Source organism: Flavobacterium fructosi (assembly GCF_042787335.1).
GTDB lineage: Bacteria > Bacteroidota > Bacteroidia > Flavobacteriales > Flavobacteriaceae > Flavobacterium > Flavobacterium fructosi.
On record NZ_JBHZQA010000002.1, the window covers coordinates 172,656 to 186,955 of the forward strand.

Sequence of the window (14,300 nt, forward strand, 5' to 3'; positions counted from 1 at the left end):
TACTAAAAAAGGGAAACGTTTTAAACGTTTCCCTTTTTTTATTTTCCGTTGAATGCGGTCATGGTGTTTTCTAATCCTGCAGTTCCAAATGATTTTATAATCTCGGAAGCTAATTCCAGTCGCTCGGAAAGTGCCATTTTTTCGGCATCGTCCCAATCGCCAAGAACATAATCAACTTGTTTTCCTTTTTTGAATTCATCACTGATCCCAAAACGGAATCGGGCGTAGTTTTGCGTGTTCAGCACAAGATTGATGTTTTTTAATCCGTTGTGTCCGCCATCGCTTCCCTTTTGTCTGATGCGAATGGTTCCAAACGAAAGATTTAGATCATCTGTAATGACTAAAATATTTTCTAAAGGAATGTTTTCCTTGACCATCCAGTATTGTACTGCTTTACCGCTCAAATTCATATACGTGTTTGGTTTGAGTAGCAAAAAAGTTCTTCCTTTAAACTTGCATTCGGCAAGAGTGCCCAGTTTTACAGTTTCAAAGTTGACTCCTTCTTTTCGGGCCAGGAAATCCACTATTTTAAAACCAACGTTGTGGCGAGTGTTTACATATTCGGCGCCAATATTGCCGAGTCCTACTATTAAAAATTTATTACTCACGCTTTCTATATTGTTTTTTTGGTGTTCGTAAACCTCTGGTTTCATACAATCCGTGTTGTCTTCTGTTTTTGGTGATGAGAATAAATTTGAAATCCATTTTATCATGCTGCAAAAATAGTCTTAATTAGAGTATTGGACTATTAGATTTTTAGAAAATCGTTATTGAGAACAAAATAGTTCTGGATAGCCCTGATGGAAGTGGCATCCTTTTTCTCCTGAACTTGTTTCAGGATCCTGAAACAAGTTCAGGAGAAAAAGATAGAACGGACAGCAGGAGGAGTGGTGATTAAAATGGAGATATTTGTGCTCCTAATTATAAAAAAGTAATGCGCATAAAAAAAGCACCAGTTTTACAACTGATGCTTTCTTGAATGATTGAAAAAATATTATTTTTTCTTTCCTTTTACAGGAGCTTTCGCTGCTTTTGCTGCTTCTTGAGCTGCTTTCATAGCTGCACGAGAGATTCTTACTTGAGCAACAACAGTGTTGTCAGGGTGAATCAATTTGTAGTTTTCGTTAACTAATTTAGTAACGTACAATTTGTTCCCCATTTCAAGTGGAGTAATGTCAGCTTCAATAAAATCTGGAAGATTTTTTGGTAAAGCTTTTACTTTAAGTTTGCGAGTGTTCAAACGTAAAACACCACCAGCAAGAACTCCTTTAGATGTTCCTACTACTTTTACAGGAACTTCCATAGTGATTTCTTTGTCATCAAATAATTGAAAGAAGTCAATATGTAAAATCTTGTCAGACACCGGGTGAACCTGAATGTCTTGTAAAATAGCATTAAACGATTTTCCTTCACCAAGATCGATCTCAACTGTGTGAGCGTTTGGAGTGTAAACCAAGTTTTTGAAAGCCATAACTTCTGCTGAGAAATGAACTGCCTGATTTCCTCCGTATAATACGCAAGGAACCAATCCAGCATTACGTAGGGCTTTAGTCGCAACTTTACCCACGCTTTCTCTTTCTGATCCTTTAATTGTAATCGATTTCATTGTAAAAAAAATATAGTTATTAAATAATATTACTTGTTTGGCTTTTAGCTTTTGGCTATCAGCATGACTTTATAATTTTAAGACATTGGACTTTACGACTAATGCATTACATTATAAACTTTCCACTAATGGAATTGTTGTGGTGCACCATGTGCATAACTTCGGCAAAAAGAGGTGCACAACTCAACACTCTTATTTTTTTTGATTCTTTTTTTAATGGAATAGAATCGGTAACTATTAGTTCTAATAATTTTGAATTCTCTATTTTTTCGTAAGCACTGCCGGATAAGATGGCGTGAGTACATATTGCTCTAACGCTTAATGCTCCTTTTTCCATCATTAAATCTGCGGCTTTCGCCAAAGTACCTCCGGTATCAATCATGTCATCTACTAAGATTACATTTTTACCTTTTACTTCACCAATCAATTCCATGGTGTCAATAATATTGGCCTCTTTTCTTTGTTTGTAACAAATAACTACGTCAGATTCTAAAAATTTAGAATAAGCGTAAGCTCTTTTAGAACCACCCATGTCTGGAGAAGCAATGGTTAAATTATCTAATCCTAAACTCTTTACATATGGCAAAAATATTGTGGATGCAAAAAGGTGATCTACTGGTTTTTCAAAGAATCCTTGAATTTGATCGGCGTGCAAATCCATAGTCATTACTCTTGTTGCTCCAGCGCTTTCTAATAATTTAGCCACTAATTTAGCTCCTATCGGAACTCTTGGCTTGTCTTTTCTGTCTTGTCTTGCCCAACCAAAGTATGGAATTACTGCCGTAATGTGTCTTGCTGAAGCACGTTTTGCAGCATCAATCATCAATAACAATTCCATCAAATTATCTGCAGTTGGAAAAGTCGAACAAACGATAAAAACTCGTAATCCTCTGATAGATTCTTCGTAAGAAGGCTGAAATTCACCGTCACTGTATTTTGACATGGTGATTTTCCCTAAAGGGATTCCGTATTGCTCTGCTATTTTTTCAGCAAGATAGACACTTTGTGAACAAGCAAAAATTTTAGCTTCTGGTTCTAGGTGTGACATTTAATTTGTTGTTTTTATTCCGCTGCGATCCATACAGTTTGACTTTGTTATTTGTATAAAGCCGTATGTGTGTATTTGCCTCGGGTGTAGTTAGTTGTGTGTTGTGTTTTTAACGAGGTGCAAATTTATAAAATTTATTCAACTCTGAAAGGAAAAAATTAAGTATTTTTAGTTGAACATTTAATATTATTTTTTACATTTGCACCGTGTTAAAGGAATTGATGGTTGATTTAAACACAATCACCTCTTTTATTGCGTTGAAGTAACTGTTGTTATTTCATGTCTAGCTAAGCCCGGATGGCGGAATTGGTAGACGCGCTGGTCTCAAACACCTGTGGGAAACCGTGCCGGTTCGACTCCGGCTCCGGGTACAAAAACCGCTTCGAAAGAAGCGGTTTTTTTGGTTTTATATGTTTGCTGTGTTATTTCATTTTTGTAAGTGATTCGGCTAGTGATATTTTTCTTTGTATTTGTTTGGGATAGAAAGAACAGTTTATAAGACGGTGTTATTTATTATTTTATTTAAGTTGCAAAAAATATAAATAGGGTTAGTAATGTCAATCAAATATTAAACAAGAAAGATAAAATTATTCTTGGTACAATGTTATTAATTGTATTTGGCTTAATAATTTTATTAGGCCATTATGGCTATTTTGAAAATAAATATAGAGATGCTATTTTGAATGAAGAATTTTCGTCAAGAGTAATAAGTAAATATGTTAATGTTTATGAGCATATGACTCCAATGCTTAAACTTTCAAATGGAAGTGAAATAATAAACTATTTCCCAAAACATAAAGGAGAAATAAGGATTGGAGATAGTTTATTGAAACGAAAAAAATCGACAGACATGTTAGTTTTTAGAAGAGAAAATCTTGTTTACAGTATAAATCTCCTTGATAAATAGCTAGTATCAACAAAAGTTTAATTTGTTCTCTCATAATTATGGGTTGATGTCAGTCGGTTAAAAGTTTATTAGACAGTTTAGTCTTAAATCGTGTAAAAATATTTTTTTTCTGGTTTTCAATCTCTTTTCTAACGTTATCCACATAATTAACCAGCACCGTGATACTATTTTATCTACATCGTTTTTTATATAAATTTATTTTCGTATTCTTGTAAGTGTAAATAAAACACTTAATTATGAAAAAAATAGTTTTGCTAGCTTTTTTGGCGCTGTCATTGACTTCGTTTGTGGGGAAATCAACCCATTATTTTTTTGTCAACTCGGATAAAACGATAAAAATTGAATTTAGTCTAAACCCAAAGAAAACGCCTTCTTACAAAGTTTTCTTCAAAGATAAATTGGTTGTCAATACTTCTGATTTGGGGATTATTAGAGAAGATGCTAATTTTTATACCGATTTAAAAATAGTGGCTGTTTCTAAATCGAAACCAATTCAATCCAACTATTCGATGCTGCAAGGGAAACGAAAAAAAATCGCTTATGCGGCAAATCAATATACCGTTAGCTTGCAAAGCATTAAGGGCGAAGCAATGGATATTATTTTTCAAGTATCCCACGATGGAATTGCGTTGCGATACCATTTTCCAGAAACTTCGACAGCAATTAAAAAAATAGTCGAAGAGAAAACCACTTATAATTTTGACACCACTACAAAAGCCTGGTTGCAACCCATGTCTAGAGCGAAAACAGGATGGAAAGAAACCAATCCTTCCTATGAAGAGCATTATGCGATGGGCGTTCCCGTAAATACAAAACCCGCCATAGGCGAAGGGTGGGTGTATCCGGCTTTGTTTCATGCCAATGATACTTGGGTTTTGATTTCCGAAACAGGATTGCAAGCCAATTATTGCGGCACCCGATTGGTTTATAATGATACTGCCAAAGCAATGCAGGTAACTTTTCCTCAAAAAGAAGAGATTTTCCCTAACGGTGCTCTAAATCCGGAATCTGTTTTGCCTTGGTACACGCCTTGGCGCATCATTACTATTGGGTCACTCAAAACGATTACCGAAAGTACGATGGGAACAGACCTAGCCGATCCTTCAACGGTCACCGACACTTCGTTTATAAAAAGCGGAATTGCGTCTTGGAGCTGGGTTTTATTGAAAGATGAATCGGTTAATTATGAAACTACCCATAAATTTATTGATTATGCTGCTGCTATGAATTGGCCGTATTGCTTGATAGATGCCGATTGGGATACCCGAATAGGCGATGAAAAAATGAAAGAATTGTCGGCTTACGCCAAAGGTAAAAAGGTAAAATTACTCGTTTGGTACAATTCATCAGGATCTTGGAACAGTACAGAATACCATCCAAAGAGTAAATTGATTACCCATGCAGACAGAGTTCGGGAGTTTACCAGACTAAATGAAATGGGAATTGCGGGAATCAAAGTTGATTTTTTTGGTGGCGACGGACAATCGATGATTTCCTATTATCATGATATGCTAAAAGATGCTGCGGCGCATAAATTAGTGATCAATTTACACGGTGCAACTTTACCCAGAGGTTGGCAACGCACCTATCCAAATTTGCTGACTACTGAAGCGGTAAAAGGATATGAATACATTACTTTTTTTCAAGATATTGCTGATTTAGCCCCAACACATTGTGCCATGCTCCCTTTTGCCCGAAATGTTTTTGACCCAATGGATTTTACACCCATGGTTTTGGATTCTATTCCAAATATTACCCGAAAAACAACTCCAGCATTTGAATTAGCCTTGCCCGTTTTATTCTTATCCGGAATTCAACACCTGGCCGAAACGCCTTACGGAATGGCTAAAATGCCTGCTTATGTAGTCGATTATTTAAAAGACATTCCAACTAATTGGGATGATTCTAAATTTATTGATGGTTATCCGGGAAAGTACATTATCATGGCCAGAAAGAAAGATAATATATGGCATATCGTTGGAATTAACGGAGAAACCACTACCAAAGTAATAGAAATTGATTTGTCTTTTGTGACTAATTCCAAAGGTTTTAGTATCGCCGAAGATGAGAACGGATTTCAGCAAAAAACAGTATCAAAAAGTAGCAAACTAAAAATCACTATGAAACCCCATGGTGGCTTTGTCATAAAGATTTAGTTTTTTTAGGAGCTATTTCTCGCTTTATACTGCAATCTTTTTGTAATCCTGTCAGGGTAAACCCTGACAGGATTACAAAAAGGATTTCCGTTGCAATCGGGGCTAGGGAATTCTGCATGTCCAGAACTTTTATTTCTAATTTAGATTTTAAGTAGTAAATCGATAAATACGGTAGTCCCAACTGATTGTGACAACTATAAAGTCTTTTTGACTATTTATAAGAAATTTTTTATATATTTGAAAATAGATAAAGCGAAACTAACCTTTCTCAATTGAACTATTTTGGGAGTACATACAAGGGTTTGTTTTATATGTTAGCGCAAATCGTAAGAAAAACGATAATAAATTATTAAACTTTAAAATAAATACAAAAATGATTAAAATTAGTTCGCTTTTAGTTTTTGCAATGCTTTTGAATAGTTGTGCATCTGGGTATAAAAAAATAAATCCTGAAACAATAAATTATGCGTCAAAAAATATTGAAAGCAATATTTTGTTAGAATACAAATATGATTTGTTACAAAAAAAATATAAAAAGAAAGAAACTAAAAATAATATTAAGCTCATAGCAGTTAAGATTATAAATAACACTGAAAAAGAAATAGTTTTTGGAAGAGATTTTAAGCTTTCTTATGCAAACGGTAATGAAGTTAGTTTAATTGAAACTCAAAAATTATTTAAAACTATTAAACAAAGTCCAGCTTCATATTTATGGTACTTACTCTTATCTCCACTTCAATTTTATTCAGGAACTTCAACTAAATCAAATGGTTATTATACTGAAACTAAACCAGCAAACACATTTCCTATTGGACTGATTGTAGGACCAGGATTAGCGGGGGGTAATATGATTGCAGCAAGTTCAGCAAATAAGAATTTTAAAAATGAACTAATGCAATTTGATCTTAATGGGAAAACAATCAAAAAAGGCGAAACTATTTATGGATTGATAGGTATAGATTCGAATAGCTATGATTCGATTAAAATAATGGTGCAGTAACGGCTATCCGCTGACCCCCGCTAGCGCAAACCTCCCCCTCGTGAACATTCTCAAAAGTAAATAGCTAAAATTGTAATAGGACTAGCGGGACGCTTCTTCTCGCAGTAGAAAAATTTATTCAACACAACATTAAAACAGCAGTATAACATTGGCTAATGCCATAAAAAAACCCCGGAAGTAAAACTTCCGGGGTTACTAACTAGTTCCCTATTTAAACCAAACCATTCAACTTATTTATGAGGATAGAAACTAATCTATACGTAGTTAGCGAATTTTATTTAACCGAGAATTTAAAGCTTGTTTTTGTTTTGTAATTTTCACCTGGGTTTAAGACCGTGGTTGGAAAATCTTTTTGATTTGGTGAATCCGGATAGTGTTGTGTTTCTAAACAAAAACCAGTTCTGCGCGCATACGTTCCGCCATTTCTCATGGGTAAAGTACCGTCTAAGAAGTTTCCAGAATAGAACTGTATTCCCGGTTGGTCTGTATATACTTCCAACAATCGGCCGCTTCCTGCGTCATAAGCCGATGCTGCAAAACGCTCTCCTTTGTCTTGATTGTTCAGCACCCAGCAATGGTCGTAACCCAATCCATTTTTTATTTGCTCATCTTTGGCTTCGATTTCTGCCCCAATAGCTTTCGCTTTTCTGAAATCGAAAGGTGTATTGGTTACATCTGTTAGTTTACCTGTTGGAATAAGTGTTGCAGCTACAGGAACTAATTTATCCGCATCGATCGTGATTTCATGATCTAAAATGGGTTTAGAAAAATCAGAAGACAGGTTAAAATACGAATGCTGAGTCAAATTCACAACCGTTTTCTTATCAGTTGTCGCTTCATAAAGTACATCTAAAGAATTATCATTTTTCAAAGTATAAGTTACAAAAACGGTCAAGTTTCCTGGATATCCTTCTTCCATATCCTTGCTCACATACTTCAATTTCAAGGATGCATTGTCTCCGCCTTTTGCTTCAGCAGCTGACCAAACGACTCTATTAAAACCTTCTGGGCCACCATGTAAGGCATTAGGCGCATTGTTGATCGCTAAAGAATATTCTTTTCCGTCTAAAGTAAACTTACCTTTTGCAATTCGGTTGCCATATCTTCCAATGATAGCTCCAAAGTACGGATTGGGTTTCATGTATTGTTCTAAAGAATTAAAACCAATAACCACTTCTTCTGATTTCCCCTCTTTATTAGGCACTTTAAGAGAAGAAATAATACCACCATAAGTAATGATATTTACTTCCATTCCCTTTTGGTTTTTAAGGGTATAGCGTTCTACCTTTTCTCCTTTTGGCGTAGTGCCATAGGCTGTTTTTGCTATAGACACTGAATCAGTAGCTTTTGCTTCTAAAGCAGTTTCATCGGCTCCAGTCTTTTTATCTCCTTTACATTGAATACTCATACTTGCCAAACCCATAATGGAAATTCCATAAATACAACGCTTTATTACATTCATAATTATTTGTTTTTAGTTATTATAGACCGTGCTGAAACAAATGATAGTAGGCTTCGTTAGCATTAATTTTATCTTTAAAGTCTCTGATAGTCGTTTTCTCATCGATAACAAGCAATTCTATGCCTGCAATATCGGCAAAATCTTCCATATATTCCGTTGTAAGCACTTGGCTGTACACCGTATGATGCGCACCACCGGCTAAAATCCATGTAGTTGCAGCAATATCAAGGTTAGGTTTGCAATCCCATAATACACGTGCAACAGGAAGTTTAGGCAAATTAGCCATCGGCGCTACTGCTTCTACTTCGTTTACAATCAATCGGAAACGATTACCCATATCAATCAATGAAGCATTAATGGCATTTCCAGCAGCTACATTAAATACGAGACGAACCGGATCTTCTTTTCCTCCAATTCCTAGTGGGTGCACTTCACAAGAAGGTTTTGCATCCGCAATAGAAGAACAGATTTCGAGCATGTGAGAACCTAAAACATATGATTTTTCAGGTGTAAAATGATAGGTGTAATCTTCCATGAATGAAGTTCCGCCTTGGTTTTCAAGACCAACATTCATCACTTTCATTGCTCTAAGCATCGCCGCTGTTTTCCAGTCGCCTTCGCCACCAAAACCATATCCGTCAGCCATCAGCCGTTGTACTGCGATTCCAGGAAGTTGTTTTAATGAACCAAGATTTTCGAAAGTATCTGTAAATGCTTTGAAGCCACCTTCTTCCAGGAAAGCTCTAAGTCCTATTTCTATTTTAGCGGCTTCTACTAATGAATCTCTTTTTTCTCCTCCTTTTTGAAGGGCTGGAGCCAAAGTATACGAAGCTTCATATATTGCAACTAGTGCATTCGTATCGTTATCAGAAACCATGTCAATATGTTTTGTAACATCCGAAGAGTCGAAACCATTTACCGAAAAACCAAAACGGATTTGGGCTTCGACTTTGTCTCCTTCGGTTACTGCAACTTCACGCATATTGTCTCCAATTCTCGCGACTTTTAAGTTTTGGAATTCATCCCAACCTAAAACCACTCTGGACCAAATGCCTAATTTTTTTTGAACTCGTTCGTCTTCCCAGTGTCCTACAACCACTTTGCGTTTTTTACGCATTCTGGACATGATGAAACCAAACTCTCTGTCTCCGTGAGCCGATTGATTTAAGTTCATAAAATCCATATCCATTGAAGCCCATGGAATTTCAGCGTTGAACTGCGTATGCAAGTGACATAATGGTTTTTTAAGAATACTTAATCCGCCAATCCACATTTTAGCTGGCGAAAAAGTATGCATCCAAGCCACAATACCAATACAGTTTTTGTTCGAATTAGCTTCTAAACATACATTTGTAATTTGAGATGGAGATTTTACAACATCTTTATACACGATTTTTACCGGTATATGTGATGAAGCATCTAATCCTTTTGCAATGTGTTGGGAATGTTCCGCTACTTTTCGTAGTGTTTCTTCACCGTATAATTCTTGGCTTCCTACTACAAACCAAATTTCTTTTTGAGATATATCGATCATATTTTTTGTTTAATCGTTTATTTGTTTAATCGTTTAACTGTTCAATGTGTTGGATAATTACTGTCCATAATACGAGTCTTTTCCGTGTTTACGTTCGTAATGTTTTTTTATTAAGGAATCTTTCAGTCTTGGTGCATTTGGATTTATCAGTAATGTTAAGTGAGCCATTTCAGCTATTACTTCTAAAACTTTACTGTTGTAAACTGCTTTTGCTGCATTCTTTCCCCAAGCAAAAGGACCGTGATTGCCTATGAGAACCATTTCTACCTCTTCGTACGAAAGATTTTTTTCTTTGAAGCAATCCAAGATTTGAATTCCTGTGTTGTGTTCGTAATTTCCTTCGATAAGTGAGTCAGCCATTGGCGCTGCACAGGGAATATCGGATGTTAAGTGATCGGCATGCGTTGTTCCAAATATTGGAATGTCTCTTTGTGCTTGTGCCCAAGCCACAGAATACGTAGCGTGAGTATGTGCCACACCACCAATGTTTGGCCAATTTTTATATAAATAGGCATGCGTTTTTGTATCCGATGAAGGACGCATGTTGCCTTCGATAATGTTGTTGTCAAAATCTACAATAACAATGTCTTCCGGTTTTAAATCTTCGTAAGGAACGCCGCTTGGTTTTATAGCAAAAACACCATTTTTTCTATCTACTGCACTTACATTTCCAAAAGTATAGACTACTAAATTCAATGCGTTTAATTGCATATTTGCTTCGTAGCATTCTTGTTTTAAATCTTTATACATAGTGTTCCTGTTGAAGTTTTTTAAGAGATGGATCTGCAAATGAACTTAATTGGTCATACGCTAACAACAACTTGTGATACGCTGCAACTTTGTCTAATTGAGGAAAATATTCTCCATCAAAATTACTTCCCATTTTTTGACTGGCTTCAATTACGTTAGGATAAATTCCTGCCGCAACTGCTGCATAAATGGCTGCGCCCAATGCCGGTGTTTGGTCAGAAGCTGCAATTTTGATTGGCTTGTTCAAAACATTAGCCAAAGTCTGCATGATATAAGGAGATTTTCTCGCTACACCACCGATTCCGATAACACTGTTTATTTTTACCCCTTCTTCTTCAAAACGGTCTACTATTTTTTTAGAACCAAAACAGATTGCGTTAACTAGTGATTTGAATAAATGAGGTGCTTTGGTTCCTAAAGACAAATTAGAAATGGCACTTTTTATTTCCTGATTGGCATCTGGTGTTCTTCTTCCGTTAATCCAATCTAAGGCGATTGGAACACTTTCTGATAATGGGATTTTCTCTGCTTCTTCCGTTAATTTTACAATTAAATTATCGCTCATTTCTTCTTTTAGTTGCTCTTTTTGAGTGTCTGTCAAAAGGGTAGAAGTAGCTAATAAATGATCCGTTGGCCACAGTAGTAATTCTTTATACCAAGCCAATAAATCTCCAAAAGCGGACTGACCAGCTTCTAAACCAATGAAACCGGGAATTACTGATCCATCAACTTGTCCGCAGATTCCACGTACTGATTTAGTTCCTATTGCCTCTTCTGAAGCAATAATAATATCACAAGTTGAGGTTCCCATAACACGAACCAAGGTATGTTCTTCTATTTTTGCTCCAACAGCACCTGAGTGCGCATCAAATGTTCCAACAGCAATAACTGTATTTGTGGTAAGTCCCAATCGGGTAGCCCATTCTTGGCTTAAATTTCCTGCCACAAGATCTGAGGTATAGGTTTCATCGTACAATCTTCTGCGAAGTGCCGCAAGATAAGGATGTAGTTTCCCCAGAAATTCTTCTGGAGGTAAACCATTCCAGTCTTCATGCCACATCGCTTTATGACCCGCCGCGCAACGGCTTCTTTTAAAGGTTTTTAAGTCTTTATCCTCAATCAATAAATACGTCATTAAATCACAATGTTCCATCCAAGTGTAAGCCGCATTTTTTACTGCTTCGTCTTGTTTGGCTATGTGAAGAATTTTTGCCCAAAACCATTCTGAAGAATAAATTCCACCAACATATTTTGTGAAATTTTCTCCACCCCAAGTAGCGGCAAGTTCATTGATTTCATTTGCTTCATGTATAGCAGTATGATCTTTCCATAATACCATCATGGCATTAGGATTGTTCTCAAAACCTTTTGTCAAAGCTAAAGGTGTCCCGTCTTCAGTAACTGGTACAGGGGAAGAACCGGTTGTGTCGATGCAAATACTTCGTATAAGTGAAGGGTCTACATTGCTGTTTTCAACAACATATTTTATAGTGGTTTCTAATCCTTCGATATGATCTAAAGGATGTTGACGAAACTGATTTATAGATGCGTTACAATATTCCTTGTTTTTCCAGCGCTTGTATTGACATACATTTGATGCAATTTCTTGTCCATTTTCAGTGTCTATTAACATCGCTCGAACAGAATCTGTTCCATAGTCTAATCCAATAACATAATTTTTCATTCTAGATTCTTTTAATTGTAATAACAAATATAGGATAAATAATTTATAAGTGTACAAAAAACACTTAATTTAATTTAGCAGTGTAATTTTTATTAAAACTGCAGAAATAAAGCAGTTTGGAAATAGAATAAATAATAATTCTTTACTATACATTTATTCTATTGCGATTATTTCATCTTTAACTTCAAAACTGTTACTGAATAGGCTGGAAGGCTTGTTTGGGCCTTGTCACCTTTTAACTTAAATTCCTTTTCTGTAGGACTTATTTTTTTAGGTGCAGCAAAAGAATTTTCGTCTTCCAGGTTCGCACTAGTAAGTGTTATAAGAGTTCCTTTTGAGGCTAATTTGCTTCCTTTTAAATCAATAATTACCTCTTGTGCAGTTGCAGAGGTATTAACCAATTTTACAATTACTTCTTTTGTATTTACATCTTTTACCGCTGAAGCAAATAAATTATTTTGTCCCGTTACTGGTTTTCCGTCTTTGGTAATTGCAATTAAGTCAGTTCCCTTATTGGTTGAAAATAATTTTTGAACATAATAATTAGCAGAACCATAAGCTTCTAAATTATTGAACCAAAGTAAATCCGGTGTCCATTGCCAAGCTTCTTCATGAGCCATTAATGGGGCATAGGAAGTTAGGTTTACCACTTCGGCATTTCTTTCTAAGCCAGTCATGAAAGCGGCTTCAGAAAATGCACATTCCCAGTTGTTTTTATTATCAGGGCTTGCAATAGCAACACTTTGAGCGGCATATTCTCCTGCAAAAACTTTAGGTCCTTTTCTGTCGTATTTGTCATAACGAGTTGCATTTTCTCTAAACCATTGTGGGTTTTTATAATAATGTTCATCAACGATTTCGGCATTTAATTTTTTAAGTTCCTGCATACCATAATCAAAATAATCACCTTCTGGAAATGGACCGGCTCCTGAAACGATAGTCATTTTTGGATATTTTGATTTTATGGCTTTTTCAAATACTTTAAATCTTTCGATGTATTGAGGACCCCATTGCTCATTTCCAACACCAATAAGTTTTAAGTTGAAAGGTTTTGGATGTCCCATTTCTGAACGGATTCTACCCCAAGGAGTTTCAACGTCACCATTTGCAAATTCGATTAAATCCAGAGCATCTTGCACGTAGGGATCTAATTCATCCATTGGAACTAATTCTCCAGTATTGAACTGACAAGCCATTCCACAACTTAAAATAGGTAATGGTTGTGCGCCGAGATCTTCGGAAAGTTGGAAATATTCATAAAATCCCAATCCAAAAGTTTGGAAATAATCCGGTGCTGGTTTATGTGTGAATTCGGTGTTCCATCGGTTGATTAATGTCTCTCTTTTTTCTACATCACCCACGGTTTTTTTCCATTGGTAGCGTTGTGCCAATGTTCTTCCTTCAACGATACAACCTCCGGGAAATCTTAAAAATCCTGGTTTCATATCATATAATAATTGTACAATGTCTTTTCGTAAACCATTTTTTCGATGGTTCCAAGTGTCTTCCGGGAATAGGGAAATCATATCTAAATCGATAGTTCCACTTCCTTCAAAAGTGATTTTCAATTGTGCTTTTGCTTCGGTTTGGGTTGCTGTAAATTGAGCAGAATACCCTTTCCAGTCATTGGATGTCGGTATGATGGTGGTTTCGCCTAAAACTTTTTTGTTTTTATCAATAAATTGGATAATGATTTTTTTGATAGCGCCATTGTGATTCGCTGCTTTTAGAGAAAGATTGTATTGAGCATCTTTCTTAATTCCCATTCCTCTAAATCCTGTATTAATTATTTCAAATCCTTTGTCATTATTTACGAGAACTCTACAAAAACTAGGATTTGTTTTGTTTTCTAATGCTTTGATAGTTGTGGCAATACCGGATGCTGTATTGAAAGAATGGGTGTCACTATTGGGTTGTTCCCAGCCCATAAGCGGTGTGTCAAATTCAAAAGAACGGTTCTTGATCATTTCAGCATACAATCCCCCATCAGCAGCAAAATTGATGTCTTCAAAAAAGGCACCATACATCGTTGGTTGAATTTTAGTAATTGTTTTGCTGGTATTTACTTTGAGATTTGTTTTTTGGGCATTGGCGTATATACCATTTAGTAACAGGCCGCAAAGGGTAATTTTGATAATTAAATTTGGTTTCAT

General features: G+C 35.8%; 11 protein-coding genes and 1 tRNA gene. 4 read left to right on the top strand and 8 right to left on the bottom strand.

Translation table 11 applies throughout. The features are described from left to right. Positions 1-38 precede the first annotated feature (38 nt). The 3 genes from pth to ACFX5D_RS03680 all read right to left on the bottom strand — a co-directional run bounded on the left by pth (position 39) and on the right by ACFX5D_RS03680 (position 2,654). Positions 39-713 carry an aminoacyl-tRNA hydrolase gene (gene pth, locus ACFX5D_RS03670; protein ID WP_379856904.1) on the bottom strand — a complete coding sequence of 225 codons (675 nt, stop codon included), beginning with the start codon at positions 711-713 and terminating at the stop codon, positions 39-41. Positions 714-994: 281 nt separating this feature from the next. Next, a complete protein-coding gene (locus ACFX5D_RS03675) occupies positions 995-1,606 on the bottom strand; it encodes a 50S ribosomal protein L25/general stress protein Ctc (protein WP_379856905.1) in 612 nt (203 codons plus the stop codon). A gap of 106 nt (positions 1,607-1,712) precedes the next feature. Further along, entirely contained in the window at positions 1,713-2,654 is a 942-nt protein-coding gene (locus tag ACFX5D_RS03680; RefSeq protein WP_379856906.1) for a ribose-phosphate pyrophosphokinase, read from the bottom strand. Positions 2,655-2,945: 291 nt separating this feature from the next. Here ACFX5D_RS03680 and ACFX5D_RS03685 point away from each other — a divergent pair. The 4 genes from ACFX5D_RS03685 to ACFX5D_RS03700 all read left to right on the top strand — a co-directional run bounded on the left by ACFX5D_RS03685 (position 2,946) and on the right by ACFX5D_RS03700 (position 6,717). Continuing rightward, positions 2,946-3,025: transfer RNA gene (locus ACFX5D_RS03685), tRNA-Leu, on the top strand. A gap of 230 nt (positions 3,026-3,255) precedes the next feature. Further along, positions 3,256-3,561, top strand: coding sequence for a hypothetical protein (locus ACFX5D_RS03690; protein ID WP_379856907.1), 306 nt, complete (start codon positions 3,256-3,258; stop codon positions 3,559-3,561). Between the two features lie 236 nt (positions 3,562-3,797). Further along, positions 3,798-5,717: a glycoside hydrolase family 97 protein gene (locus tag ACFX5D_RS03695; RefSeq protein WP_379856908.1), complete on the top strand. Its 1,920-nt coding sequence runs from the start codon at positions 3,798-3,800 to the stop codon at positions 5,715-5,717. Between the two features lie 373 nt (positions 5,718-6,090). Then, entirely contained in the window at positions 6,091-6,717 is a 627-nt protein-coding gene (locus ACFX5D_RS03700; RefSeq protein ID WP_379856909.1) for a hypothetical protein, read from the top strand. Between the two features lie 274 nt (positions 6,718-6,991). On the opposite strand, the gene ACFX5D_RS03705 is transcribed toward ACFX5D_RS03700, so the two are convergent. The 5 genes from ACFX5D_RS03705 to ACFX5D_RS03725 form a co-directional block, all read right to left on the bottom strand. Then, a complete protein-coding gene (locus ACFX5D_RS03705; RefSeq protein ID WP_379856910.1) occupies positions 6,992-8,179 on the bottom strand; it encodes an aldose epimerase family protein in 1,188 nt (395 codons plus the stop codon). A gap of 19 nt (positions 8,180-8,198) precedes the next feature. Continuing rightward, the gene (gene araA / locus ACFX5D_RS03710; protein WP_379856911.1) at positions 8,199-9,713 is read right to left on the bottom strand and encodes an L-arabinose isomerase; all 1,515 of its coding nucleotides are present in this window, start codon (positions 9,711-9,713) and stop codon (positions 8,199-8,201) included. A gap of 57 nt (positions 9,714-9,770) precedes the next feature. Further along, the gene (locus ACFX5D_RS03715) at positions 9,771-10,463 is read right to left on the bottom strand and encodes an L-ribulose-5-phosphate 4-epimerase (protein ID WP_379856912.1); all 693 of its coding nucleotides are present in this window, start codon (positions 10,461-10,463) and stop codon (positions 9,771-9,773) included. Beyond that, positions 10,456-12,147, bottom strand: a complete 1,692-nt coding sequence (locus ACFX5D_RS03720) for a ribulokinase (protein ID WP_379856913.1) — start codon at positions 12,145-12,147, stop codon at positions 10,456-10,458. Before ACFX5D_RS03720 ends, ACFX5D_RS03715 begins: the two co-directional genes overlap by 8 nt. Before the next feature lie 167 nt (positions 12,148-12,314). Then, positions 12,315-14,300 carry an alpha-L-arabinofuranosidase C-terminal domain-containing protein gene (locus ACFX5D_RS03725; RefSeq protein WP_379856914.1) on the bottom strand — a complete coding sequence of 662 codons (1,986 nt, stop codon included), beginning with the start codon at positions 14,298-14,300 and terminating at the stop codon, positions 12,315-12,317.

Excerpts from the sequence above, each read along its gene's own strand:
- pth (WP_379856904.1), bottom strand. The coding sequence starts at position 713 with ATGATAAAATGGATTTCAAATTTATTCTCATCACCAAAAACAGAAGAC.
- ACFX5D_RS03675 (WP_379856905.1), bottom strand. The coding sequence starts at position 1,606 with ATGAAATCGATTACAATTAAAGGATCAGAAAGAGAAAGCGTGGGTAAA.
- ACFX5D_RS03680 (WP_379856906.1), bottom strand. The coding sequence starts at position 2,654 with ATGTCACACCTAGAACCAGAAGCTAAAATTTTTGCTTGTTCACAAAGT.
- ACFX5D_RS03690 (WP_379856907.1), top strand. The coding sequence starts at position 3,256 with ATGTTATTAATTGTATTTGGCTTAATAATTTTATTAGGCCATTATGGC.
- ACFX5D_RS03695 (WP_379856908.1), top strand. The coding sequence starts at position 3,798 with ATGAAAAAAATAGTTTTGCTAGCTTTTTTGGCGCTGTCATTGACTTCG.
- ACFX5D_RS03700 (WP_379856909.1), top strand. The coding sequence starts at position 6,091 with ATGATTAAAATTAGTTCGCTTTTAGTTTTTGCAATGCTTTTGAATAGT.
- ACFX5D_RS03705 (WP_379856910.1), bottom strand. The coding sequence starts at position 8,179 with ATGAATGTAATAAAGCGTTGTATTTATGGAATTTCCATTATGGGTTTG.
- araA (WP_379856911.1), bottom strand. The coding sequence starts at position 9,713 with ATGATCGATATATCTCAAAAAGAAATTTGGTTTGTAGTAGGAAGCCAA.
- ACFX5D_RS03715 (WP_379856912.1), bottom strand. The coding sequence starts at position 10,463 with ATGTATAAAGATTTAAAACAAGAATGCTACGAAGCAAATATGCAATTA.
- ACFX5D_RS03720 (WP_379856913.1), bottom strand. The coding sequence starts at position 12,147 with ATGAAAAATTATGTTATTGGATTAGACTATGGAACAGATTCTGTTCGA.
- ACFX5D_RS03725 (WP_379856914.1), bottom strand. The coding sequence starts at position 14,300 with ATGAAACCAAATTTAATTATCAAAATTACCCTTTGCGGCCTGTTACTA.